Source organism: Streptomyces sp. NPDC003023 (assembly GCF_042888225.1).
Classification (GTDB): Bacteria; Actinomycetota; Actinomycetes; order Streptomycetales; family Streptomycetaceae; genus Streptomyces.
Window position 1 is genome coordinate 36,865 of record NZ_JBIAPL010000013.1, and the last position, 22,010, is coordinate 58,874.

Here is a 22,010-nt window from a genome sequence, read left to right on the forward strand (position 1 = left end):
CTTGTATCGCTCTCTCTCAGTCGTCTTCGTTGTCGCCGAAGTCGGGGCGGACGCCCCGGGCGGCCATGACCTCGTCGTTGGAGGTGCCTGCGGCGACCATGGGCCACACCTGGGCGTCCTCGTGGACGATGAAGTCGATGACGACCGGACGGTCGTTGATCGAGTTGGCCTCCGCGATGACCTTGTCGAGGTCGTCCGGGGACTCGCAGCGGATCGCGTGGCAGCCCATGGCCTCCGACAGCTTGACGAAGTCGGGGACCCGGGTGCCGGCGCTCTTCTCCAGGCCGGTGGCCTCCGGGCCGGAGTGCAGCACGGTGTTGGAGTAGCGCTGGTTGTAGAACAGGGTCTGCCACTGGCGGACCATCCCGAGGGCGCCGTTGTTGATGATCGCGACCTTGATCGGGATGTTGTTGAGGGCGCAGGTGGTGAGTTCCTGATTGGTCATCTGGAAGCAGCCGTCGCCGTCGATCGCCCAGACGGTGCGCTCCGGGGCGCCGGCCTTGGCGCCCATGGCGGCGGGGACCGCGTAGCCCATCGTTCCGGCGCCGCCGGAGTTCAGCCAGGTGGCCGGCTGCTCGTAGTCGATGAAGTGGGCGGCCCACATCTGGTGCTGACCGACGCCGGCGGCGAAGATCGTTCCCTTGGGGGCGAGTTCGCCGATGCGCTGGATGACCTGCTGCGGGGCGAGGCTGCCGTCGCCCGGCTGCTCGTAGCCGAGCGGGTACGTCTCGCGCCAGCGGTTGAGGTCCTTCCACCAGGCGCTGTAGTCCCCGGTGTTGCCCTCGCTGTGCTCGGCCTGGACGGCCTGGACCAGGTCGGCGATGACCTCGCGGGCGTCACCGACGATCGGGACGTCCGCGGTGCGGTTCTTGCCGATCTCCGCCGGGTCGATGTCGGCGTGGACGATCCTGGCGTACGGGGCGAAGCTGTCCAGCTTGCCGGTGACACGGTCGTCGAAACGGGCTCCGAGGGCGACGATCAGGTCGGCCTTCTGCAGCGCGGTGACGGCGGTGACCGCACCGTGCATGCCCGGCATTCCCACGTGCAGCGGGTGGCTGTCGGGGAAGGAGCCCAGCGCCATCAGGGTGGTGGTGACGGGGGCGCCGGTGAGCTCGGCGAGAACCTTCAGTTCGGCGGTGGCGCCGGCCTTCATGACACCGCCGCCGACGTACAGCACCGGGCGCTTGGCGCCGGTGATCAGCTTGGCGGCCTCGCGGATCTGCTTGGCGTGCGGCTTGGTGACCGGACGGTAGCCGGGCAGGTCCGTCTGCGGCGGCCAGCTGAACGTGGTCTTCGCCTGGAGGGCGTCCTTGGCGATGTCCACGAGGACCGGGCCGGGGCGGCCGGTGGCCGCGATGTGGAAGGCCTCAGCGATGGTGCGCGGGATGTCGTCCGCGTGCGTGACCAGGAAGTTGTGCTTGGTGATCGGCATGGTGATGCCGCAGATGTCCGCCTCCTGGAAGGCGTCCGTGCCGATGGCCTTGCTGGCGACCTGGCCGGTGATCGCGACCAGCGGCACGGAGTCCATGTGCGCGTCGGCGATCGGGGTGACCAGATTGGTGGCGCCGGGGCCGGAGGTGGCCATGCAGACACCGACCTTGCCGGTGGCCTGCGCGTAGCCGGTGGCGGCGTGTCCGGCACCCTGCTCGTGACGGACGAGGACGTGGCGGACCTTCGAGGAGTCCATCATCGGGTCGTACGCCGGGAGGATCGCACCGCCCGGAATGCCGAACACCGTGTCGGCCCCTACTTCCTCGAGAGAGCGAATGAGGGACTGCGCACCCGTGACGTGTTCGACGGCGGCGGACGGCTGTCCGCCGTTACGGGCCCGCGGCTGCGGATGGTGGGCCCCGGAGGCCTGCTCGGTCATCGAAGTTCTCTTCTCGAAGCTGAGGGTTTTTGCGGTGGTTTGGTGGGTTCCGGTGCAACAAAAAACCCCTCGTGCCGTGAGGCAAGCGAGGGGAGCGCGTCGGGAGTTGTCTGCAGAGCTGTCTTCGCGGCTCTGCTAGCCGACGCGCTTTCCAAGTACGAGAATTCGGGTGCGCATGGCAATGACCCTCCCCCCGGCGCGCCATCACTGTCAAGTGGGTGGGACGCGCGTCTCATTATTTGAGCCATTCCGGGCAGGGGGGATGCCCGCCGTCAGCACCGGCAGCGCGATGCCCCTCGGTACGGGGTACTCGCCGCGGACCAGGGACCGGCGCAACCGGTACTCGTCCAGGGGCCCGGAGAAGGCCATGCCCTGCCCGTGCGTGCAGCCCATGGCGCGCAGCGCGAGCACCTGTTCCGGACCGTCGACGCCGTCCGCCACCGACTGCAGTCCGAGGTCGCCCGCGATCCGCAGCAGACCACTCGTGATCTTGTGCAGCCTGGCCGATTCGACGATGCCCTCCACCAGCCCCCGGTCGAGCTTGAGCACGTCCACGGGGAGTCTGCGCAGCGCGTTGATCGCCGCGTAGCCGCTGCCGAAGCCGTCCAGCGCGATCCGCACCCCCATCCTGCGCAGGGCGGTCAGCCGCTGTTCGAGCTCGTCGAAGGAGATGCGCGGGTCGCTGTCCGCCAGCTCGATGACGAGTGCGCCGGAAGGCAGCTCGTGCCTCGTGAGGAGCGCCTCGATGGAACCGAGGGGCAGCGACCTGTCCAGCAGCAGGCGCGCGGACAGCCGTACCGACACCGTTGTCGTATGACCGAGGCCGGCTCGTTCCGCCGCCTGCCCCACGGCCTCCTCGAGCAGCCAGCGGCCGAGTTCGGCGCTGCGGTCGCCGTCGTCGGAGACCCTCAGGAACTCGGCCGGTGTGAACAGGATGCCCTGGGACGAGCGCCATCGGGCCTGTGCCGAGACGGCCGCGATCCGGCCGGTGGCGAGGCTGACCACCGGCTGGTGCAGCAGCGCGAACTCGCCCTCGTGCAGGGCGCTGCGCAGCCGGGCGGCCAGTTCGGTGCGGCGGACCACCTCGGCCTGCATCTGGGGCACGTACATCTCGACGCGGTCCTTCCCGCCGGCCTTGGCCCGGTACATGGCGAGGTCGGCGTTGCGCATGAGGTCGGTGGGGCTCATCGCGGGCTCGGCGAAGGCGACGCCGATGGAGGCCGCCACCCGGACCTCGCCGCCGTCGATGCGGTACGGCTGGGAGAGCATGAGCCGCAGCCTGTCGGCGATCTCCTGGACCTGGGCCTCGCGGGCCGAGCGGTCCGTGGAGCCGTCGCCGACGATCAGGGCCGCGAACTCGTCGCCGCCGAGCCGCGCGGCGGTGTCACCGGTCCGTACGGAGTCGGCCAGCCGCCGGGCCGCCTGGATCAGCAGCTCGTCGCCCGCCTGGTGGCCGAGGCGGTCGTTGACGCCCTTGAAGCCGTCGAGGTCGATGAAGAGCACGGCAGTGCCCCCGTCGCCCGCCCTGCGGCCGGTGAGGGCGCCTCTGACCCGCTCGGTGAACAGGGCGCGGTTGGGCAGATCGGTGAGCGGGTCGTGCTCCGCGTTGTGCTGGAGCTGGGCCTGGAGCCGCACCCGTTCCGTGACGTCGCGGCTGTTGAAGATCAGGCCGCCCTGGTGGCGGCTGACCGTCGACTCCACGTTGAGCCAGTCGCCGGTGCCGGACCTGAACCGGCACTCCATGCGTGTGGTGGGCTTCGCCGAGGGGTCGGCGGCCAGGAAGCGGCGCAGTTCGTGGACGACCCGGCCGAGGTCCTCCGGGTGGATCAGCGCCGCCAGCTCCGTTCCCACCAGTTCCTCGGCGTCGCGCCCGTAGACGCCGGCCGCCGCGGGGGAGACGTAGCGCAGCACCCCGGAGGGAGCGGCGATCATGATGACGTCGCTCGAACCCTGGACCAGGGAGCGGAAGTGGTTCTCCTTCTGCGCCAGTTCGTGGGTGAGGGCGATGTTGTCGAGGAGCATGATGCCCTGCCGTACGACGAGGGCGAGGACGACGGTGCAGCCGGTGAGCACGACGACCCGGTCGACCCGGCGGCCCTCGATGACGCTGTAGAGGATGCCGAGGGTGCACACGGCGGCGGCGAGGTACGGAGTGAGCGCCGAGAGCGAGCTGGTGATGGGGCGGCTCGGGTGCGTGGGGCCCCGTGGCGGCCGGACGGAGTCTGGCATCCTGCGCGCTCCCCAAGGGGCGTATGCGAGCAGCAGCGAGCCCGCGAACCATCCGGCGTCGAGCAGCTGGCCTGAGCGGTAGCTCTCGCGCAGCAGCGGTGAGGTGAACAGGGCGTCGCACAGCACGGTGAGCGCGAGTCCCGCGATCGCGGTGTTGACGGCCGACCGGTTGGCGGAGGAGCGACGGAAGTGCAGCGCGAGGACCATGCTGACCAGGACGATGTCCAGCAGCGGATAGGCGAGGGAGAGGGCCGCGGGGGCCACGCTCTCGCCCTGCGCGTGGGCGGTGTGGGCCAGCGCGAGGCTCCAGGAGAGTGTGAGCAGCGAGCCGCCGATCAGCCAGGCGTCGAGTCCGAGGCAGACCCAGCCGGCCTTGGAGACGGGCCTCTTGGCGAGGACCAGGAGGCCCACGATGGCGGGCGGTGCGAAGCAGAGGAAGAACAGGTCGGCCAGGGAGATGTCCGGTACGTCGCGGCCCAGCACCACCTCGTACCAGCCCCATACGGCGTTCCCCGCGGCCGCCATGGCGGAGGAGAGCGCGAACAGCATCCAGGCGGGCCGGAAGCGGCATTTCGGCGTACGCGCGTAGAGCAGGCAGGAGACGGCGGCGACGAGAGCGGCGGCACTGAGACCGAAGTCGCCCATGATCAGGGCCAATTGGCGGGAACCCCAGCCGAAGGCGGCGCCGGTCGCGTAGGAGGCGCAGACGAACGCCAGGACGAGCTGGTGAACCAGCCCGGAGTTGCCACCCAGCACGACCTTCCGGATCACCAATGCCCCCGGCGCGCTCATCGCGCGGTCCGGGGGTGCGTCGGCCGGATGCGCCCCGGGCAGGGGCCCGTCGGCCGGATGCATGTCAGCCGGATGCGCCCCGGACAGGGGCCCGTCGGCGGGCGGTCCGTCGACCGGCGGTCCGTCGGCGGGCGGTCCGTCGGCCGGCGGTCCGTCGGCCGGCGGTCCGTCGGCGGGACGCACGGCGGCCAAGGGCCCGGCGGCCGGGGAGTTGCCGGCGGAGGAGATGTCGGAAGCGGCCTGCGCAGCACGGTGCGCAGGGCTCGCAGGCGGCTGCCCCGCCGCGTCGGATCGTAGGTCCATCGACCCTGCATCGCCCGTCGCCCCCCTCACGTCTGATCGGCAATCAGTTCGCGCCACAGCACCACCCCTCGCACGGTGCAGCCCCCAGGTCGGGACGATACACCAATATCGTCACTCAGGGACATAGCCCCTCTACTCTCCGTGACCACCTGCGACGATTAAGGCACGCGGTGCATTCGAGTGACTTCGCTCCGTGTTCGCAGCCGATTGCTCTGGGGTCGTTATTCGGTCACTACGGCGACATTGCGCAACGCGTCCCCGGCCGCGAAGCGGGTGATCTGCGCGGCGAGCAGTCGCTTCGCGCGGGGCATGAACGCCGAGGTCGAGCCGCCGACATGGGGACTGATCAGAACGCCGGGCGCGTGCCAGAGCGGATGCCCGGCGGGCAACGGCTCCGGGTCCGTGACGTCGAGCGCAGCGGTGATCCGGCCGCTCTCCAACTCCGCGAGCAGCGCCTTCGTGTCGACGACCGGCCCACGGGCGACGTTGACCAGCAGCGCACCGTCCTTCATCCGGCTCAGGAAGTCGGCGCCCACCAGTCCCTTCGTCCGCTCGGTGAGCGGAGTCGTCAGAATCACGACATCGGCGTCGGCCAGCAGGACGGGAAGCTCGGTGAGTGCGCGCACTTCCCCGCGCTCCGTAGTCCGTGCGGAGCGCGCGACGCGCGCCACCCGCGCACATTCGAAGGGCGCGAGCCGGTCCTCGACCGCCGCGCCGATGGCCCCGTACCCCACGATGAGCACCGACTTGTCGGCGAGCGACGGGTAGAAGCCGGCGCGCCACTGCTCCGCCTGCTGACCGCGTACGAATCCGGGGATCCCCCGCAGCGAGGCGAGGACCAGCGCCAGGGCCAGCTCCGCGGTCGACGCCTCGTGGACGCCCTTGGCGTTGCACAGCCGCACACCGGCGGGCAGCGACGCGAGTCCCGGCTCCACATGGTCGATTCCGGCGGAGAGCGTCTGCACGACCCGTACGGAGCGCATGGCCGCGAGGGGCCGTATGGCCACCTCCATGCCCCGCATGTAGGGGACCGTGTAGAAGGCGCAGTCCGCGGGATCGGCCGGGTACTCGGGCCCGCCGTCCCAGAAGCGGTAGTTCAGGCCGGTCTCCGACGGCGCGGGAAGCCCGTCGATCTCGTCGGCCGGAATGGGAAGCCACACATCAGCAGTCATGGTCAGGAGGCTATGCGAAGGCGGCCGCCGGTCATTGGTTAGTTTTGGGGAGCGGCCGAGGGAGAGGTACGGGGAGTTGGAGCGCAGGTCTATCGGTGCGGCGGGTCTCGAGGTGGGCGCCGTCGGACTCGGCTGCATGCCGATGAGCTGGGCCTACAGCAGCTCCCAGCAGCGCGGGGAACGGTCGCTCCGTACCGTCCACAGCGCTCTCGACGCGGGTGCGAGCCTCCTGGACACGGCGGACATGTACGGGCCGTTCACCAACGAGCTGCTGCTCGGGCGGGTGCTCAAGGAGCGGCGCTCCGACGCCTTCGTGTCGACGAAGGTGGGCCTGCTCGTGGGAGACCAGCACATCGTCGCCAACGGGCGGCCGGGATACGTGAAACGGGCCTGCGACGCCTCGCTGCGCCGTCTGCAGACCGATGTGATCGACCTCTACCAGCTGCACCGCGCCGACCCCGAGGTCCCTGTGGAGGAGACCTGGGGCGCGATGGCCGAGCTGGTGGGCGCGGGCAAGGTGCGTGCACTCGGGATGTGCGCGGTCGGTGCGCGGGCGTCACGCCGTTCAGGCGGTCATCTGTACGAGGGAACGATCCGCCAACTGGAGCGGGTGCAGCAGGTGTTCCCGGTCAGCGCGGTCGAGGCGGAGCTGTCCGTGTGGTCGCCGGAGGCGCTGGAGCGGCTGTTGCCCTGGTGCGAGGCGCGGGGGGTGGGATTCCTGGCGGCCATGCCGCTCGGGAACGGGTTCCTGACCGGGACGCTCACTCCGGGACAGGGGTTCGAACCGGACGACGCTCGGGCACGCCATCCGCGGTTCACCGCGGAGATGATGGCGGCCAACCAGCCGGTCGTGGCCGGGCTCCGCCGGGTCGCGGAGCGGCACGGGGCGGGCGCGACGCCCGCACGGGTGGCGTTGGCCTGGGTGCTGGCGCGGGGGCGGCATGTGGTGCCGGTGCCGGGGACGAAGCGGCCCGAGTGGGCGGTGGAGAACGCGGGCGCGGTGGAACTGGAGCTGAGCGCGTACGACCTGGCCGAGATCGCGTCGCTGCCGGCGGCACTGGGGTCGTGGGACTGAGCGCTTCCCGCGCCAGGGGGCGTGGGCCCGGGTACGGCGTACGCCGTCGGTCGTGGGCCTGGGCACTGCCCGCACCACGGCGTTCACATGACGGGCCGCGCCAGGGGCGCAGGGGCCGGCACGGCCCCACGCCTGGGCGCGGCGCGGCGCCGGCTTCTCGGCAGGATCGGGAACCTCGGCGCCGCCTGCGGTGTAAGAAGAGGAGAAGGCAGCTCCAGCCGCCCGTCGAAGGGATCAGAACCGTGCACCGTCCTGCAGTGACGGCCGTAGTGGCCGCCGTCGCGCTCCTGTTCGCGGCGGGGTGCTCTTCGGGCGGAGAGAAGCGTCCGGCCGGCGGCACCACCGGCTCCTCCGAGAAGACAGCGTCCCCCTCGGCCGCGGCGTCGAGCACCTCCCCCCGCCCCGCCGGGCCCCCTGCCAAGGGGTCGGTGAAGGTCGTCTCCACCCTGGCCGAGGAGCTCAAGTCGCCCTGGGGCGCGGCCGCGCTGCCGGGTGGTGACCTGCTGATCGCCTCGCGCGACGAGGGGACGATCACCCGCGTCGACGCGAAGACCGGCAAGAAGACCGAGATCGGTTCCGTGCCCGGTGTCGCGCCGGGCGGCGAGGGCGGTCTGATGGGCCTCGCCGTCTCTCCCTCGTACGCCTCCGACCACCAGGTGTACGCCTACTTCACCACCGCCTCCGACAACCGCATCGCCCGGCTCATGTACGACGAGCAGAAGCCGGCCGGCCGGCAGCTGGGCGCTCCGGACACGGTTCTCCGGGGCATCCCCAAGGGAGTCGTCCACAACGGCGGAAGGATCGCCTTCGGCCCGGACAAGATGCTGTACGCGGGCACGGGAGAGACCGGTGAGACCGGCCTGGCCCAGGACAAGGACTCCCTCGGCGGCAAGATCCTCCGCATGACCCCGGACGGACAGCCGGCCCCCGGCAATCCGGAGTCGGGTTCCGTCGTCTACTCGTACGGTCACCGCAATGTGCAGGGGCTCGCGTGGGATGCGGAGAAGCGCCTGTGGGCAGCCGAGTTCGGGCAGGACACCTGGGACGAGCTCAACCTGATCGAGTCCGGCAAGAACTACGGCTGGCCGGAGGTCGAGGGCAAGGGCGACGGCGGGTCGGGCTTCGTGGACCCGGTCGCCCAGTGGAAGACGGCGGACGCCTCACCGAGCGGTATCGCGTACGCCCAGGGGTCGATCTGGATGGCGGGGCTGCGCGGTGAGCGCCTCTGGCGCATCCCGCTCGCCGGAGCGGAACCTTCCGCGGACCCCCAGCCGTTCCTCGAGGGGGATTACGGCCGCCTGCGCACGGTTGTGTCGGCGGGCGGGGACAAACTCTGGCTCGTCACCAGCGAGACGGACAACCGGGGCACACCCGCGGCGGGTGACGACAGGATCCTCCAGCTGGAGGTGCGATAAGGGGTTGGTGATCGGTCCGTGTTCAACGCCTTCGACGAGATGTTCGCACCCGGCCGCAAGCACACCGACGACGAGCGCAACCGACTGGCGCTGACGCGGGTCGACGTCGGCGACGGCGACCCCGGCCGGGGACCGATAGACCTCGACTCGGGCAAGGTCACGGTCAACCCGCGCACGGCGCGGTCCACGGAGGTGGAGGTCGAAGAGACGGACACCACGGAGGCAGACACCACGGAGACGGACACCACGGCGGCAGACACCGTGAAGGCGGATGTCACGCAGGCGGGCGCCGCCGACCAGCCCGCCGGAGAGTCACGCGTCGCCCCCGTCCCCGAGCCGGGCCGCGCCCCCGAGCACAGCGTCCCGCCGCCCGGACCGAGCCCCGGCGGGGACGGCGTCAGGTCACGTCGCCCGCCAGGTCGGTGAAGAGGCGAAGACGGTGGGCCAGGGCGGCGGCCTCGCCACGGCCGGAGACACCCAGCTTCGCGAGGATGTTGGAGACATGGACGCTCGCCGTCTTCGGTGAGATGTAGAGCTCCTCGGCTATCCGGCGGTTGCTGTGACCGGCCGCGACCAGGCGCAGCACATCCTGCTCGCGGCGGGTGAGACCGAGATCGGGACCGGCCTGCGCATCGTCCACCGGCTCGGCGGACTCCGTGAGGGTGACACGGGCACGCCTGGCCAGCAGGTCGATCTCCTCGCCCAGTGGACGTGCGCCCAGTTCCCGGGCGACCTCCCGGGCCTGGCGGAGCAGTTCCGTGACCTGCTTGCGGTCGGGGTCGCCCGCTCCGGTGGCGGACCGCAGCAGGCACTCGGCCCGTCTCAGGCGCACGACCGCGAGATCGTGGGGCCGCTCCAGCGCCTCGAACGCCTCCGCCGCCTCCGTCCAGTCGGCGAGGGTGTCGCCTCCCTCCGCGCGCCGCAGCTCCGCTCGGACCAGGAGTTCGTAGGCGCGCCACAGCGGTACTCCGGTCACCAGTGCCTTGGCGGCGGCACGGATGCGCCGGACGGCCTCGGGGCGGCCCGGTTCCGCGGCCGGCAGCCCCCGGGTGTCGGCCTCCAGGGCGGCGGCCGCACGCAGCAGCGGCCAGGCATAACGCTGGGTGCCGAGGGGGAAGCCGGACGCGGCGGCCCGTTCGAGCTCGAGACGGGCGTCGAGGACCCGGCCCTGTGCGGCGGCGATCCGCAGGGCGATCGTGGTCGAGGGAAGCGTGGCCTGCAGTACCGGATCATTCGTGCCGAAGTGCCTTTTTGCCACCGCGAGTTGTTCGACGGCCCTGGCGATGTCGCCTCGTTCGACGGCGATCCCGGCGAGCAGCACGGCGGCGCGGCCGCTCGGCCTGGGGCTCAGAGCGACGCGGAGGGCGTGCGTCGCCGCCTCCTCCGCCTCGTCCCACCGGCCGAGGGAGAAGCAGGAGGCGGCCAGGTTGTTCCTGATCCAGGCGCGGCTGTCCAGCAGCCCGTACCTGCCGACCATCGCCATGCCCTCTTCAAGGATCCGGATCGCTTCCTGTGAACGGCCGACGCTCTCCAGCACGGAAGGCAGGTTCGTGTAGATGCGGCCGATGTGCGCGGTCAGTCCGAGGCTGACTGCCCGGTCCTTGACGGCGTACATACCGGCCACACCGCCCTCGACGTCGCCCGCGTCGGCCATCAGGCTGCCGAGCGTGAGACGGGCGCGGAGCTCGATGTCCTCCGCGCCGACCATGCGCGCGTACTCCACGGCCTGCTCTGCCGTCGCGAGACTCTCCGCGCCGGGTGCGTGCTCCCTGCGCCAGGCCGCGGCCTCCGCGAGTACTTCCGCGTGCACGGCGGACGGTGCCAGGCCTCGCACCAGGTCCTGGGCGGCGCCCAGTTCGGCCCATCCGTCGCCGCGACCCAGCGCGGAGACCAGCCGGGACCGCTGCACCGAGAACCAGGCGGCCCGCAGCGGATCGTCCTCCGCCTCCGCCAGCCGCTGGCCGCGCTTGGCCGTCTTCAGTGCCCGTTCGCGTTCACCGCAGAGCCGGCCCGCGACGGCCGCTTCCGCCATCAGGTCGAGATAGCGCAGCGGTGTCGTGGCCGGGTCGCAGCCGCACGGAGGGTAGACCTCGGCATGGTCCAGTGGCCGCAGCTCGGAGCGGACGCCTTCGGGGGCGCCGTCCCACAGCTCCATGGCCCTTTCCAGCAACCGCAGTTGCTCGGCATAGGCGTGGCGCCGCCGCGCCCCGACGGAGGCCCGGAGCACGGCGGGCAGTGCTTTGGCGGCGTCGCCCGCGCGGTACCAGTAGGTGGCCAGGCGGGTGGCCCGCTCCGCCTCCCGTACGAGCGCGGGGTCGGTCTCCAGCGCCTCGGCGTAGCGGCGGTTGAGGCGGGAGCGCTCACCGGGCAGCAGATCGTCGCTCACGGCCTCACGGGCGAGGGAGTGCCGGAAGCGGTAGCCGTCCCCGTCCGGTGCGGCGAGCAGGATGTTCGCGCCGACCGCGGAGCGCAGCGCGGCGATGAGGTCGTCCTCCGGCAGACCGGCGACCGCCTGCAGCAGTCCGTGCTCGACGGTGGAGCCGCCCTCGGCGACGATCCGCACCACGCCCTGCGCGTCCTCCGGCAGTGCCTCCACACGAACGAGCAGGATGTCGCGCAGGGAGTCGGGCAGGGCGGGGCAGTTGTCGGCGCTGAGGCCGGTGGCGAGTTCCTCCACGAAGAAGGCGTTGCCGTCGGATCGGTCGAAGACCTGGTCGACCAGGGCGGGGGCGGGCTCCGCCGCCAGGATGCCGGCCATCTGGCGGCGTACCTCGGTCCGGTTGAAGCGTGGCACCTCGATGCGCCGCACCGTGCGCATGCGGTCGAGTTCGGCGAGGAACGGGCGCAGCGGGTGGCGCCGGTGGACGTCGTCGGAACGGTAGGTGGCGATCAGGACCAGCCGGCCGCGGCGCAGGGTGCGGAACAGGTAGGCGAGGAGATTGCGGGTGGAGGCGTCGGCCCAGTGCAGGTCCTCCAGTACGAGGACCACGGTGCGGTCCGCCGCGATCTGTTCCAGTAGTCGTGACGTGAGTTCGAAGAGACGGGCCATGCCCTCCTCGTCGTGCCGGCCGTGTTCGCCGCCGGGGGCGGCGAGCTCGGGCAGCAGCCGGGCGAGTTCCTGCTCCTGGCCGCCGGCCGCGGCCAGAAGTTCCTCGGGCAGCCTCCGGTGCAGGGAGCGCAGCGCGGTCGAGAAGGCGGCGAACGGCAGCCCGTCCGCGCCTGTCTCGACGCACCCGCCGACCGCGACGACGGCGTCGCGGCGGCAGGCTTCGCTCAGCAGTTCCTCGACGAGCCGGGTCTTCCCGACCCCCGCCTCACCGGCGACGAGCAGTGCCTGGGGCTCGCCCGGTGCCCCGGCCGGCGTCGGCGGGCCGACGCCGGCCGCACGGGTGAGCGCGTCGGTGAGCACCCCGAGCTCACCGGTTCGGCCGACGAACACCGGGCTGACGGACCTTGTCTCCACGTCGCCGAGCATCGCACAACCGTCCGGGAGCGCGGCAGCCGTGATCGACGCGCCGGTCACGGTACGGGTCAGGCGGCCGGTGTGAAGTGGCGGCTGTCGGGCCGGCTCACCCGCCCCTTCCCTTCGTCGCGGGAGGACGGGCGGGAGCCTCGGCGGATGCGCGTCGCGCGGGGGACGCGACGCTCGGCGTCGGCCTCCCGGATCAGATCGGCGTGACGCAGTTGCTGGATGGCGTAGTCGAACATGGTGTTCCTCCTGTGTCGGGGGCGCTCGGCCCCGGTCGGTGTGTCCACCCTCGTCCCTCGATGCGGTCGGCCGCATCGGGCGACTGCCGGATCTCCTGGCGGTCGGCGGCTTAGTCCCGCGTCCGCGGGCCTTAGTTCTGGTCCGCGGGCCTTAGTTCTGGTCCGCGGGGCTTGGTTCCTGTCCGCGGGCCTTAGTTCTGGTCCGCGGGGCTTGGTTCCTGTCCACGGGCCTTGGTTCTGGTCCGCGGGCCTTGGTTCCTGTCCACGGGCCGCGGTTCCTGTCCGCGACTTCATGTCCTGGTCATGTCCTGTCCGCGTCCGACGCGTAGGGCAGCAGGTGCGGACCGCATCAGTCCGGGTGCCAGGGCGAGGGTGACAGCGGCCGACGCGGCGGCCATCAAGGTCATGGCCGTCGCGGGTGAGGTCAGTTGCGCGATGCCGCCCGCGAGCGCCGCGGCGACACCCTGCATCGTGAACATCCCCGAGGAGTGCAGTCCGAGGGCATGCCCCCGCAACTCGCTCGGGACCAGCGACATCAGGCGCTCCTGGAGAAGCAGGTTGGCGGAGAACCCGACCGACCCCACGGCGACGGCCGCGAGCGCCACAGGCAGCGCCGGATGCAGGACGAAGATCAGAAACGGGACTGCGAGCAACAGCAGCAGTGGCGGCGCACCGAACCTCTGCCGCCAGTGCGCGGGCAGGAATCGGCCGGTCAGCATGTCCCCCGCCAGCATGCCCACCGCCGCGGAGGCGAACAACAGCCCCGCGTGGCGTGGTGCGTAGGAGACGAACAGGGACTCGCAGCCGACGACGAGCCCGTTGGGTACCCAGAGGGCGAGATAGACGCGGCGCCGCGGCTTCTCCGCCCAAAGGCGCGCGTTGGTCCGCCAGGTCTCGCTCACGGACGGACGGCCTTGCGCGCGGGCCGGCCGTCTCGTGAGTCCGGCGCGGGCGACGGCCGCGCCCACGACGAACAGGGCGGCCCCGGTGAGCAGGGCTCCGCGCGGCGACAGCACGACGACGAGGACGCCGCCGACGGCGTACCCGCAGATCTGCAGGCTTCCCGCGCACATGTTGAGGACCGACCGGCCGAGCAGGTAGCCGTCGGCGGGAAGGATCTCGGTGAGCAGTCCGAAGCGCACCCCGCTGCCGATCGAGCCGAGCATGCCCTGCACCGAGAGGATCGCGAAGATCGCTCCCATGGACAGACCGGGCAGGGCCAGGGCGGTGGTGGCCACGGCGAAGAAGAGCGCCAGGCCGACGGTCGCGGCGCGCGGCGGCAGACGGTCCGTCGCCGACAGCAGGAACGTCGCGCCGACCATCTGTGCCAGCAGGGGGCCGAACATGCTGAGGGCGGTGAGGAGCGGTGAGCCGGTCGCGTCGTGGACAAGCGTCCCCAGAGCCGTTCTGCTCACCGTCTGTGCCGCCACATGTGCCGCGGAGGCCGCGAGCAGCGCCGTGAACTCCGCGGCCCTGAAAAGCTCTTGATACGTACGCATGGCCGGAGTCTCGGCAGGCGTTCGGGCGCGGAGGTAATGTTTCGCGAGGAGGCGAAACCATTGGGCTGGTGGGAAGTCAACGCGGATACGCTCGCGAACAGCCGTTTCGTCGTGTCGCCCCTCTGCGAGACGACAGCGAGCCTGATGACCCTGGAGACGGACTCCCCCGCCCATCCGGCCGAGCGCCGCTGGCTGGACGCTCACGGGCCCGCCTACCGCAAACGCCTGGCCGCCGATCCGGTCACCGCCCTGCTGGTGCGCGTCGCACTGGGCCGGCACCGGTGGATCGCCGACTTCCTGACGCCGGTGCCGTCCCGCGAGGGTCAGGCACAGGGCGGTACGGAGTTCTACGACGAGCTGGCACGGATACGTGAGACGCCGGCCGGCACCGCTCACGCGGACCTCGAGGTCGCTCATCGCGGATCCCTGCCGGACCCGTTGCGACGGCCCGATCTGCCGGGCCGTGTCGCGGACCTGCTGGAGTGGGTGTGGCGGGAGGCCGTGGCACCCGACTGGGCGCGGCGACGGCGCGTCATCGAGGCGGATGTGATCGCGCGTACGGGCCAGTTGAGCCGGGCGGGCTGGGCCGCGACCCTGGACGACATGCATCCGGAGATGCGGTGGCTGGGTGGCAACCGGCTGCAGATCAACACCCGTGCCTTCCCGCCGCGGCGACTGATGGGAGCCCAGCTGCTGCTCGTGCCGGTCACACCGCGCAGGGGATGGATCTCCACGGACCGGCCGGGCTCCGACGGCTCGGTTCGCCGGAACGCCGTGGTGTACCCGTGCTCCGGCACGCTGGCGGAGCCGGACCTGGCCGCCGCTCCGGAGGCGCTGACCAGGCTGCTCGGTACCGGGCGGGCGAACGTGCTGGTGCTCCTGGACAGTCCGATGAGCACCACGCATCTGGTGGCGACGACGGGCCAGGGTCTCGGCTCGGTGGGCCGCCACCTCAAGGTGCTGCTCGACGCCGGGCTGGTGGGCCGCCGCCGCGCGGGCCGGTCGGTTCTCTACTACCGCACCGACGCCGGGGACGTGCTGGTCCGGGCCCAGGGCGCGTAAGGGAAGGCGCCGGACGGCTCAGGCCTCGTGGACGTACGGCGTCGTGGTGCACAGCGCCGTGAAGCCGAGTCGTTCGAGGATGGGCCTGCTGTCGTCCGACGCGTCGACCTGGAGATGGCGCACCCCCTCGGCCACGGCGAGCCCGGCCCGGTGGGCGACCAGGGCGCGGTAGATGCCGCGGCCCCGCCAGGCGGCAAGAGTGCCACCGCCCCACAGACCGGCGAAGTCCGTTCCCGGGTACCGCTCCATGCGCGCGGAGCACACCGGAACCCCGCCGGCCATGGCCACGGTGATGTCGATCGTGTCGGGCTCCTTCGCCAGCTGTACGAGCAGTTGCTCGCGCAGCCGGTCGCTGCCGGTGCCGAAGGCCTGTTCGTGCACCTGTGCCACGAGGTCGACGCCCGCCTCGTCGGTCACCCGCTCCAGCCGTACACCGTCGGGCAGTTCCACCTCGACGGCCATGCGTGCGGCCTCGCCGACCATCACCGTCTCGTCCGGCTCGGGCACGAACCCGGCGTCGAGCAGCCGGCGGCCGAGGTCGCCCGGCGTGTCGTAGCTGTACAGCTTCCATTCGAAGGCCCGGCCCAACGCCGAGAAGTGCCGCACCTGACGGGCGATCGCTGCGTCGGCCGTCTCCGGTCGCAGCGAGGACCAGAGGACGCCGCTCCAGTCACCGTCGGCGCCCGACTGCCGTACGACGTCGCCGTCGCGTTCCCCGTCGCGGACATCGCGCCGCAACTGGCGGTCGAACAAGGCGAGTACGGCTGCGCGCTCATGAGGGCCCATCCAGGCATTGCAGCACTTGCCCACTTCCACGCACCAACGGTTTTCAAGCGGGTGCTGCGGCTCAGTCGCCGGAGAAGCCCCAGAAGTAGGTCTCCTGTGGCTCCCCCTGGTCGTCATGGAGCACGGCGCACCGCCCGTACCAACGCCAGTGGTCGAACTCCTCGAGCCTCTGCACGTGCGCCCGGGTTAGCTTCCGCGTACCCAGGAGGCGAACCGGTTGGTGCAGACGCGGCACTATTCGTCAGCCTGACATGAATCCTGATCGAACCTCGCCTTGGTCAGCCGCTGTTCTGGGATGCTGGAGGCCGATCGAGAGGGGCCGCAGCGATGCAGTGGAAGATCCACGGTGAACGTTCGATCTACGAGAACAGCTGGGTGAACCTGTGGCTCACCGACGTCGAGACGCCGGACGGGAACCGCTGGGAGCATCACGTCGTCAAGCTCCGCCACCTGGCCGTGGCTGTCGTGCTCAACGAGCGGCGTGAGGTTCTGATGATGTGGCGGCACCGCTTCATCACGGACGCCTGGGCGTGGGAGCTGCCCATGGGGTTGGTCGAGGAGGGCGAGAGCCCGGCGGATGCAGCCGCCCGTGAGGTCCTGGAGGAGACCGGCTGGCGCCCCGGTCCGATCAAGCCGCTGATCTACGCAGAGCCGGCCAACGGCATCACCGACTCCCAGCACCACGTCTTCCGGGCCGACGGGGCGACGTACGAGGGTCCGCCGACCGAGAGGAACGAGTCGGACCGGATCGAGTGGATCCCGCTGACCGACGTGCGGGGCATGATCGACCGGCGCGAGATCGTCAGCAGCGGCTCGCTCGTCGGGCTGCTCTACGTACTCATGGACGAGGCGATCCGCTGACCTGGCGGGGCAGCACCGCCCGGAGCCGGGCCTCGAATGCCACTGCGGCCGGCTCCAGGCGGAAGGGCTTCAACTGTTCGTAGAACTCCCTCAAGTGACCGACGACTCGTTGCGAGCTGACGGCCGCTGCCGGGGTCAGGGCGTCCATGGCCGTGTGGCACGCCTCGTCGAGTTTGCCGCGCTGGAGCTGGGTGCGGGCGAGCCAGAAGGCGTGGAAGGCCCGGCCTCGGTGGTTCGACTGGTGTTCCCGTTGAAGAGCGTCCGCGATGAGGGGTTCTGCCAGGGCGGCTTCGCCCAGGCGACCGTGCGCGATGCCGGTGTCCACGATCAGCTTCGGCTCATCGAAGTAGGCGACCTTACATCGACAGGGCGGTGCAGTGTCAGTTGTCCGCGCACGGCGGTGAGCACTTCGGTCTCCTCGCCGACGCCGGCGCGTACGGGACCGCGCTGTGGCTCCGCTGGCATGGGACGGACGAGGCGGAACTTGTCGTGCTGCCGGACTGCCCGGTGGCCGCTCCGGGTCCTGACGGTGAGGGCTGCTGTCTGTTCGCCGACCACGCCATGCAGCACACCTGGGAAGACGCCCTGGAGGAGGTCTCGTGCACCAACTGATCGCGAGCCCGCGCAAATCCCGGCCCCTCGCTCGCCTCGCAACGAACAGTGCGGGGACTGCGGTGGCAGCGGCACCAACTCGTCCAGCAAGACCTGCGGCACCTGCAACGGGCTGGGCGAGATCCACTGCCGCGCCGGTCGCCAGGAGTCCCACTCGCTGTCCCGCTCAGTGATCCGGAAGGTGGGCCACCGATGGCCCACACTCTGATCGCCTCCCCGCTCCTCGACGGACGCCTTCTCCTCAAGCCGGGAACACGGGCCGGCGCCCGAATCTCCGCCGACCATTTCGAGGGCCTGCGCCAAGCCGCCACCGACGGTGGGTCGCTTCCCGCCTTGGCGGTGCAGACTGCCGCCGAAGTGTGGGGTATCGATCTGAGCGGGCGGCCCGCGCAGGGCACGGTGCTGGTGCGCGAGCGTCCCCGTACGGCTACTGCCGCACCTCCTGGGAGATCAACCTCGGCTGCAACTTTGGCTGCATTTATTAGGCAAGGGGGTTGTCGGAATCAAGGTTGTCGGGCAGTTCCGGAGTCTCGAAGAGAGCCCGGGATCTTCTGGGGTACCGCCGGCGACTCTCGTCCGCTGAGCTACGCTGCGCGGCATGACTACCGGGACGGCATCGCGCCACACACGGATTGGTGACCCGGCGCTCCTCTGAGCGCCGTACGGGCCGGTGCTGGCCCGCTGTTGGATCGAGGATCTTGCGCTGCTGCGCGGGCTCCGCCTCCTGTCGTTTTGATCACAGCTCGACACGTCAACCACGACAGGAGAACTCATGCCCACCAAGACGCTGCACATTGCCACCGCGGACGGCCAGGCCGACGCTTTCGCCGCCTTCCCCGACGATGGTGAGCGGCGGCACCCGGGGGTGCTGATGTACGCGGACGCCTTCGGCATCCGGCCCGTGCTGCGGGAGATGGCCCGCGAACTGGCCGGGCACGGGTACTACGTGCTCGTCCCCAACTACTTCTACCGGCACGGCCCTGCACCGGTGATCGAACTTCCCGAGCACATCGGAGAAGAGGCCCGGCCCGCGGTCATCGCCCAGCTGATGCCCTTGATCGAGGCGCACATCGCCGACGAACGTGTCCTGAGCGATGCAGACGCCTACCTCAGGTTCCTCACCGCACAGCCCGAGGTCGGCGCCGGACCGGTCGCGGTGACCGGCTACTGCATCGGCGGCCTCCAGGCGATGCGCACGGCCTCGGCCCACCCCGGCCAGGTGGCCGCCGTCGCCGGATTCCACTGCCCCGTGGTCGCAGACGGGCCCAACGGCCTGCACGACCTCCTCTCCAAGATCACCGCCCAGGTCTACCTCGGCCACGCCGAAACAGACCTGACACCCGAGGCCCTCGGCGAGCTCAACCAGGCCCTGGACGCCGCGGGTGTCGACTACACCTCCGAGATCTACCCCGGCACCATCCACGGCTTCACCATGGCCGACACCGACGCCTTCAACCTCGCCGCGCTGCAGCGCCACTGGGACCGCCTCCTGCCCCTCCTCGACCGCACCCTGGCCAACCGCTGAGGCTCCGGCTCGGAAACCAAACCTGAAGTACACGGCTCCGGAGTCCAAGGGTTTAGAAGCCGGTGTGAGGGCGGGCTGAGCCCGCCCTCACGTCCCCGCTGCACCTGCCGAGGAAAGGACCCCAGGGGCCTGCAGGTTGATCAGCGCTGCCAGGATGGGGAGTTGGTGCGGCTGCCAGGCAACCGCACCACATCCGCGTTCTGGGTGAGTTCCTCCTTCGCCTGCTCCAACTCCAGCGACAGTTCGACGGCGACCCTGGTCAGGGTTTTGTTCCTCTCTCGCTCGGCGGCCATGTCGGTTTTGAGGGCGGCGTTCTCCTCTTTGAGGGCTCGATTCTGCTCGGCGATTTTCTCGGCGGCGTTGGGTCCGTGTGCTGGGCTTTGCGCGGGCCTGGAACTCCTCGGCCAACTCGTTGTGGTCGCCGTAGACGACATCGCGTCGCAGACCGGACTCGGTGATCAGCTCGGTGCCGGTGAGCTTGCCTCTTGTGGACCGCAAGGGGGTGCCCGCGAGCAGGCGGTCCGCAGCGGCGCGGAGGGCCGTGCGTTCGGGCGTTGTGGTCACGGGGCTGACGGCTCATGAGGTGCTCTTCTCGGCGGACTCGGTGGCAGGAGTGACAGCGTTGTGGCGGTCCAGGACCTTCCGCACTTTGGCGGCCCGGGCGGCAGCGCGATCACGTAGGGGAAGGGGAGCCAGCAGGTCAGCAGCGCCCGTTGCCAACACAACCAGCCGCGCACGGAGTTGGGTGATGTCGCGGTCGGTGTAGGCGAGGTTCTGGCACGACGACTGGCACTCGGCCTCGTCGCGGGCATCGTTGGCGGGCTGCCACGCGATCGGCCGCGGCCGCTTCGACCAGTGTCCTGCTCGGCGTCGAGGCAGGGCATGCTCAGCCGTACGCCGGCACGGCAATGCGGGCGGGCTTTGCTCCCGGGGCGCGTTTGAGTCAATCTCTCGGTGCGGGGCACCTGCAGCGAGCTCGGGTGAGATCATCCGTCCATGAGCAGCGACCTGGAAGTGAGTGCTCTGGCGATCAACGTCACGATCCCTCAGGCGCTCCGCTGGACGGACACCCGACGCGGCGAGGCGTTCACCCTCACCACACTCAACGTCCGGCTTCTCCCGGATGGTCACCTCGCCGTCAAGGCTTACGGCCGCCCGGTGGGCGGTGGTCGGGGCGCGTACGTCTCGTTCCCCGTGCCCGACAAACCCGAGCTCGCGGCGCTGGTCGCCGACGCCGCCGGCCGAGCCGGGGAGTTGTGGGCCGCCCATCGTGGTCTCGGCTGAGCCGAGTTCGATCCGAGGACGGACGGTGACAGGCCGTGTTTCACCCTCGCACGGGCCGCCGCGACGGCAGATCTTTCCACATGACGCAAGCGCAACTGGCGCAGCCACAGGGGAAGTCATCGAGCCGTACCTGCCACAACCGTCTCCGGCAGTGGCGCGACGCCGATGTCCTCAAGTCCCTCTTGGAAGGCTGACAGCCCGGCCGCCGAGCAGGGCAAGGTGACCTGTCGCCGGTGAGCGTCGACCCCACCAATACCCGGGCCTACCACGACACCTCGGGGATGCACCTCGATGTGGTCAGCATGTCAAGAGAGTGCGGATCGCGATCCGTTGACACGCCCGGTTAGGCTGCCGCCGGGGTCGCGCGCCGGGCCGCCAACGAGCCTCGTGATCTCACGAGGTGGGCTGTCCAACAGGCGATCAGGACGGCAGAAGGTGCCTCTCTCCGGCGAGATCAGGCGCAGATTCCGTGTAGGCCAGGCGGTGAGCCCACAGAAGCAGACCGGTGGCCGACGCCGACCCGACGGTCTGGCCGCCACCAGCCCGAGACAGCTCACCGGAGAAGGCGACGAGCCCTCACAAAGTGCGACGCGAGGGCCACGCGTCCCCCTATGTGCCCGTGCGAGACTCTCCGCATGAGCCATGGACTTGCCATACGCCGTACTCTGCTTGCTGCCGGAACCCTGTTGGCTGCCGTCTCCGTTTCGGCGTGCAACGCGGAGCCCGACACGAAGGCCGGTGGTAACGATGCCAACTTCGTAACAAGTGAAGGCGGCATCTCCACGGTCGCCAACGGCAAGCGCAAGTCACCTGGCGACCTCACAGGTGAGACACTGGCTGGTAAGCCACTTGACGTCGCCGACCTCAAAGGCAAGGTCGTTGTGCTGAATGTCTGGGGTTCTTGGTGCCCGCCGTGCCGGGCCGAAGCACCGTACTTCGTCAAGGTGGCGAACGACCTCAAGACGCAAGACGTGGAGTTCGTCGGGATCAACACCCGTGACTTCAACAAGCAGCAAGCACTTGCTTTTGAAGAGAACTTTGAGGTTCCCTACCCGAGCCTCTATGACCCACACGGCAAGCTGATCATCAAGGGTTTCCCAAAGGGCACGCTCAATCCCAACGGCATCCCCTCGACGATTGTTCTTGACCGGGAAGGCAGGGTCGCCGCGCGGGCGCTCCAGGCGCTCGACGAAAAGAAGCTTCGTTCCATGATCGACCCACTCGTTGCCGAAAGGTGAACCGTTCCGGGTTTGATCGAGACTCCAGGTCGTGACTGTAACCTGGGGTTTCGTGGTTTCGCGGTAGTGGTTGGCTTCGCATTCGACCGGTGGAATGTGCCCTATCTCACTGTGGAGTCGGCGGTGGCAGTACCAGTCGACCCACTCGGCGGTGGCGAGCTCGACCTGGGAGAGCGTCTTCCAAGGCCGGCCGGGTTTGATCAGCTCGGTCTTGAACAGGCCGATCGCGGACTCCATCAAAGCGTTGTCGTGGGCGTCGCCGACCGAGTCGATCGATGCCGCGATCCCTGCACGGTCCAGGTGCTCGGCCAGCGCGAACGATGTGTACTGCGAACCGGCGTCCGAGTGATGTATCAACTCGCCGTGTCCGTGCGGGAATCCGTCCCGGTCGCGCTGCCACAGCTCCATTTCCAGGGCGTCCAGGACGAGCCTGGTCTCCTTGGCCTCGAAGTTTCGTGGGGGGGGGCCCCCCCCCCGGGGGGGGGGGGCCCCAAAAAAAAGTTTTTTTTGGAATTTTTTTTTTGGGGGGCCCGGTTAAAATATAAACCCGCGGCCCCCAGGGGAAAATAGGCAGTTGGG

Annotated in this window: 17 protein-coding genes and 2 pseudogenes; 9 read left to right on the plus strand and 10 right to left on the minus strand. The window is 70.2% G+C overall.

The window, feature by feature from the left end; translation table 11 throughout:
- Positions 1 to 16 precede the first annotated feature (16 nt).
- The 3 genes from ACFYV1_RS30580 to ACFYV1_RS30590 all read right to left on the minus strand — a co-directional run bounded on the left by ACFYV1_RS30580 (position 17) and on the right by ACFYV1_RS30590 (position 6,366).
- Positions 17 to 1,870: an acetolactate synthase large subunit gene (locus ACFYV1_RS30580; protein ID WP_389398864.1), complete on the minus strand. Its 1,854-nt coding sequence runs from the start codon at positions 1,868 to 1,870 to the stop codon at positions 17 to 19.
- Between the two features lie 210 nt (positions 1,871 to 2,080).
- Positions 2,081 to 4,891, minus strand: coding sequence for a putative bifunctional diguanylate cyclase/phosphodiesterase (locus tag ACFYV1_RS30585; RefSeq protein ID WP_389398982.1), 2,811 nt, complete (start codon positions 4,889 to 4,891; stop codon positions 2,081 to 2,083).
- A 524-nt stretch (positions 4,892 to 5,415) separates the two neighbouring features.
- Positions 5,416 to 6,366, minus strand: a complete 951-nt coding sequence (locus ACFYV1_RS30590) for a 2-hydroxyacid dehydrogenase (protein ID WP_389398865.1) — start codon at positions 6,364 to 6,366, stop codon at positions 5,416 to 5,418.
- 76 nt (positions 6,367 to 6,442) lie between these two features.
- Between ACFYV1_RS30590 and ACFYV1_RS30595 the strand changes: the two genes are divergently transcribed.
- The 3 genes from ACFYV1_RS30595 to ACFYV1_RS30605 all read left to right on the plus strand — a co-directional run bounded on the left by ACFYV1_RS30595 (position 6,443) and on the right by ACFYV1_RS30605 (position 9,282).
- Positions 6,443 to 7,441: an aldo/keto reductase gene (locus tag ACFYV1_RS30595; RefSeq protein ID WP_389398866.1), complete on the plus strand. Its 999-nt coding sequence runs from the start codon at positions 6,443 to 6,445 to the stop codon at positions 7,439 to 7,441.
- A gap of 257 nt (positions 7,442 to 7,698) precedes the next feature.
- Positions 7,699 to 8,856 (plus strand): PQQ-dependent sugar dehydrogenase, encoded by a 1,158-nt coding sequence (locus ACFYV1_RS30600; RefSeq protein WP_389398867.1) that lies wholly within the window; start codon positions 7,699 to 7,701, stop codon positions 8,854 to 8,856.
- A gap of 18 nt (positions 8,857 to 8,874) precedes the next feature.
- Positions 8,875 to 9,282 carry a DUF6191 domain-containing protein gene (locus ACFYV1_RS30605; protein ID WP_389398868.1) on the plus strand — a complete coding sequence of 136 codons (408 nt, stop codon included), beginning with the start codon at positions 8,875 to 8,877 and terminating at the stop codon, positions 9,280 to 9,282.
- Here the strand turns inward: ACFYV1_RS30605 and ACFYV1_RS30610 are convergent.
- The 3 genes from ACFYV1_RS30610 to ACFYV1_RS30620 all read right to left on the minus strand — a co-directional run bounded on the left by ACFYV1_RS30610 (position 9,254) and on the right by ACFYV1_RS30620 (position 14,063).
- The gene (locus ACFYV1_RS30610; RefSeq protein WP_389398869.1) at positions 9,254 to 12,331 is read right to left on the minus strand and encodes an AAA family ATPase; all 3,078 of its coding nucleotides are present in this window, start codon (positions 12,329 to 12,331) and stop codon (positions 9,254 to 9,256) included. The two genes, ACFYV1_RS30605 and ACFYV1_RS30610, sit on opposite strands and share 29 nt — an antisense overlap.
- 56 nt (positions 12,332 to 12,387) lie before the next feature.
- Entirely contained in the window at positions 12,388 to 12,564 is a 177-nt protein-coding gene (locus ACFYV1_RS30615; RefSeq protein WP_389398870.1) for a hypothetical protein, read from the minus strand.
- 290 nt (positions 12,565 to 12,854) lie between these two features.
- On the minus strand, positions 12,855 to 14,063 hold the full coding sequence (locus ACFYV1_RS30620) for an MFS transporter (protein ID WP_389398871.1): 1,209 nt from the start codon (positions 14,061 to 14,063) through the stop codon (positions 12,855 to 12,857).
- A 60-nt stretch (positions 14,064 to 14,123) separates the two neighbouring features.
- Here ACFYV1_RS30620 and ACFYV1_RS30625 point away from each other — a divergent pair, with 60 nt between their 5' ends.
- Entirely contained in the window at positions 14,124 to 15,125 is a 1,002-nt protein-coding gene (locus ACFYV1_RS30625; RefSeq protein ID WP_389398872.1) for an ArsR/SmtB family transcription factor, read from the plus strand.
- An 18-nt stretch (positions 15,126 to 15,143) separates the two neighbouring features.
- On the opposite strand, the gene ACFYV1_RS30630 is transcribed toward ACFYV1_RS30625, so the two are convergent.
- Positions 15,144 to 15,911 (minus strand): GNAT family N-acetyltransferase, encoded by a 768-nt coding sequence (locus ACFYV1_RS30630; RefSeq protein WP_389398873.1) that lies wholly within the window; start codon positions 15,909 to 15,911, stop codon positions 15,144 to 15,146.
- 327 nt (positions 15,912 to 16,238) lie between these two features.
- Between ACFYV1_RS30630 and ACFYV1_RS30635 the strand changes: the two genes are divergently transcribed.
- A complete protein-coding gene (locus ACFYV1_RS30635; RefSeq protein WP_389398874.1) occupies positions 16,239 to 16,772 on the plus strand; it encodes an NUDIX hydrolase in 534 nt (177 codons plus the stop codon).
- On the opposite strand, the pseudogene ACFYV1_RS30640 reads toward ACFYV1_RS30635, so the two are convergent.
- A pseudogene (locus ACFYV1_RS30640) lies at positions 16,750 to 17,133 on the minus strand (hypothetical protein); the annotation flags it as partial. The gene ACFYV1_RS30635 and the pseudogene ACFYV1_RS30640 overlap by 23 nt on opposite strands.
- Between ACFYV1_RS30640 and ACFYV1_RS30645 the strand changes: the two are divergent.
- Both ACFYV1_RS30645 and ACFYV1_RS30650 read left to right on the plus strand, forming a co-directional pair.
- Positions 17,133 to 17,384, plus strand: coding sequence for a hypothetical protein (locus ACFYV1_RS30645; protein ID WP_389398983.1), 252 nt, complete (start codon positions 17,133 to 17,135; stop codon positions 17,382 to 17,384). The pseudogene ACFYV1_RS30640 and the gene ACFYV1_RS30645 sit on opposite strands and share 1 nt — an antisense overlap.
- Before the next feature lie 772 nt (positions 17,385 to 18,156).
- Complete coding sequence (locus ACFYV1_RS30650; RefSeq protein ID WP_389398875.1) at positions 18,157 to 18,909, plus strand: dienelactone hydrolase family protein; 753 nt, start codon at positions 18,157 to 18,159, stop codon at positions 18,907 to 18,909.
- A gap of 140 nt (positions 18,910 to 19,049) precedes the next feature.
- Here ACFYV1_RS30650 and ACFYV1_RS30655 read toward each other — a convergent pair whose 3' ends face one another.
- Entirely contained in the window at positions 19,050 to 19,202 is a 153-nt protein-coding gene (locus tag ACFYV1_RS30655; RefSeq protein WP_389398876.1) for a hypothetical protein, read from the minus strand.
- 703 nt (positions 19,203 to 19,905) lie between these two features.
- Between ACFYV1_RS30655 and ACFYV1_RS30660 the strand changes: the two genes are divergently transcribed.
- Both ACFYV1_RS30660 and ACFYV1_RS30665 read left to right on the plus strand, forming a co-directional pair.
- Positions 19,906 to 20,193, plus strand: coding sequence for a hypothetical protein (locus ACFYV1_RS30660; protein WP_389398877.1), 288 nt, complete (start codon positions 19,906 to 19,908; stop codon positions 20,191 to 20,193).
- Positions 20,194 to 20,828: 635 nt separating this feature from the next.
- Positions 20,829 to 21,431, plus strand: a complete 603-nt coding sequence (locus ACFYV1_RS30665) for a TlpA family protein disulfide reductase (RefSeq protein WP_389398878.1) — start codon at positions 20,829 to 20,831, stop codon at positions 21,429 to 21,431.
- 93 nt (positions 21,432 to 21,524) lie between these two features.
- On the opposite strand, the pseudogene ACFYV1_RS30670 reads toward ACFYV1_RS30665, so the two are convergent.
- A pseudogene (locus ACFYV1_RS30670) lies at positions 21,525 to 21,839 on the minus strand (integrase core domain-containing protein); the annotation flags it as partial.
- Positions 21,840 to 22,010: the final 171 nt, after the last annotated feature.

What these genes read in the sequence shown, in the direction of transcription:
- ACFYV1_RS30655 (WP_389398876.1), bottom strand. Translation starts at nt 19,202, where the DNA reads ATGGCCGCCGAGCGAGAGAGGAACAAAACCCTGACCAGGGTCGCCGTC.
- ACFYV1_RS30635 (WP_389398874.1), top strand. Translation starts at nt 16,239, where the DNA reads ATGCAGTGGAAGATCCACGGTGAACGTTCGATCTACGAGAACAGCTGG.
- ACFYV1_RS30610 (WP_389398869.1), bottom strand. Translation starts at nt 12,331, where the DNA reads ATGCTCGGCGACGTGGAGACAAGGTCCGTCAGCCCGGTGTTCGTCGGC.
- ACFYV1_RS30590 (WP_389398865.1), bottom strand. Translation starts at nt 6,366, where the DNA reads ATGACTGCTGATGTGTGGCTTCCCATTCCGGCCGACGAGATCGACGGG.
- ACFYV1_RS30630 (WP_389398873.1), bottom strand. Translation starts at nt 15,911, where the DNA reads ATGGGCCCTCATGAGCGCGCAGCCGTACTCGCCTTGTTCGACCGCCAG.
- ACFYV1_RS30665 (WP_389398878.1), top strand. Translation starts at nt 20,829, where the DNA reads ATGAGCCATGGACTTGCCATACGCCGTACTCTGCTTGCTGCCGGAACC.
- ACFYV1_RS30620 (WP_389398871.1), bottom strand. Translation starts at nt 14,063, where the DNA reads ATGCGTACGTATCAAGAGCTTTTCAGGGCCGCGGAGTTCACGGCGCTG.
- ACFYV1_RS30660 (WP_389398877.1), top strand. Translation starts at nt 19,906, where the DNA reads ATGAGCAGCGACCTGGAAGTGAGTGCTCTGGCGATCAACGTCACGATC.
- ACFYV1_RS30650 (WP_389398875.1), top strand. Translation starts at nt 18,157, where the DNA reads ATGCCCACCAAGACGCTGCACATTGCCACCGCGGACGGCCAGGCCGAC.
- ACFYV1_RS30580 (WP_389398864.1), bottom strand. Translation starts at nt 1,870, where the DNA reads ATGACCGAGCAGGCCTCCGGGGCCCACCATCCGCAGCCGCGGGCCCGT.
- ACFYV1_RS30615 (WP_389398870.1), bottom strand. Translation starts at nt 12,564, where the DNA reads ATGTTCGACTACGCCATCCAGCAACTGCGTCACGCCGATCTGATCCGG.
- ACFYV1_RS30585 (WP_389398982.1), bottom strand. Translation starts at nt 4,891, where the DNA reads ATGAGCGCGCCGGGGGCATTGGTGATCCGGAAGGTCGTGCTGGGTGGC.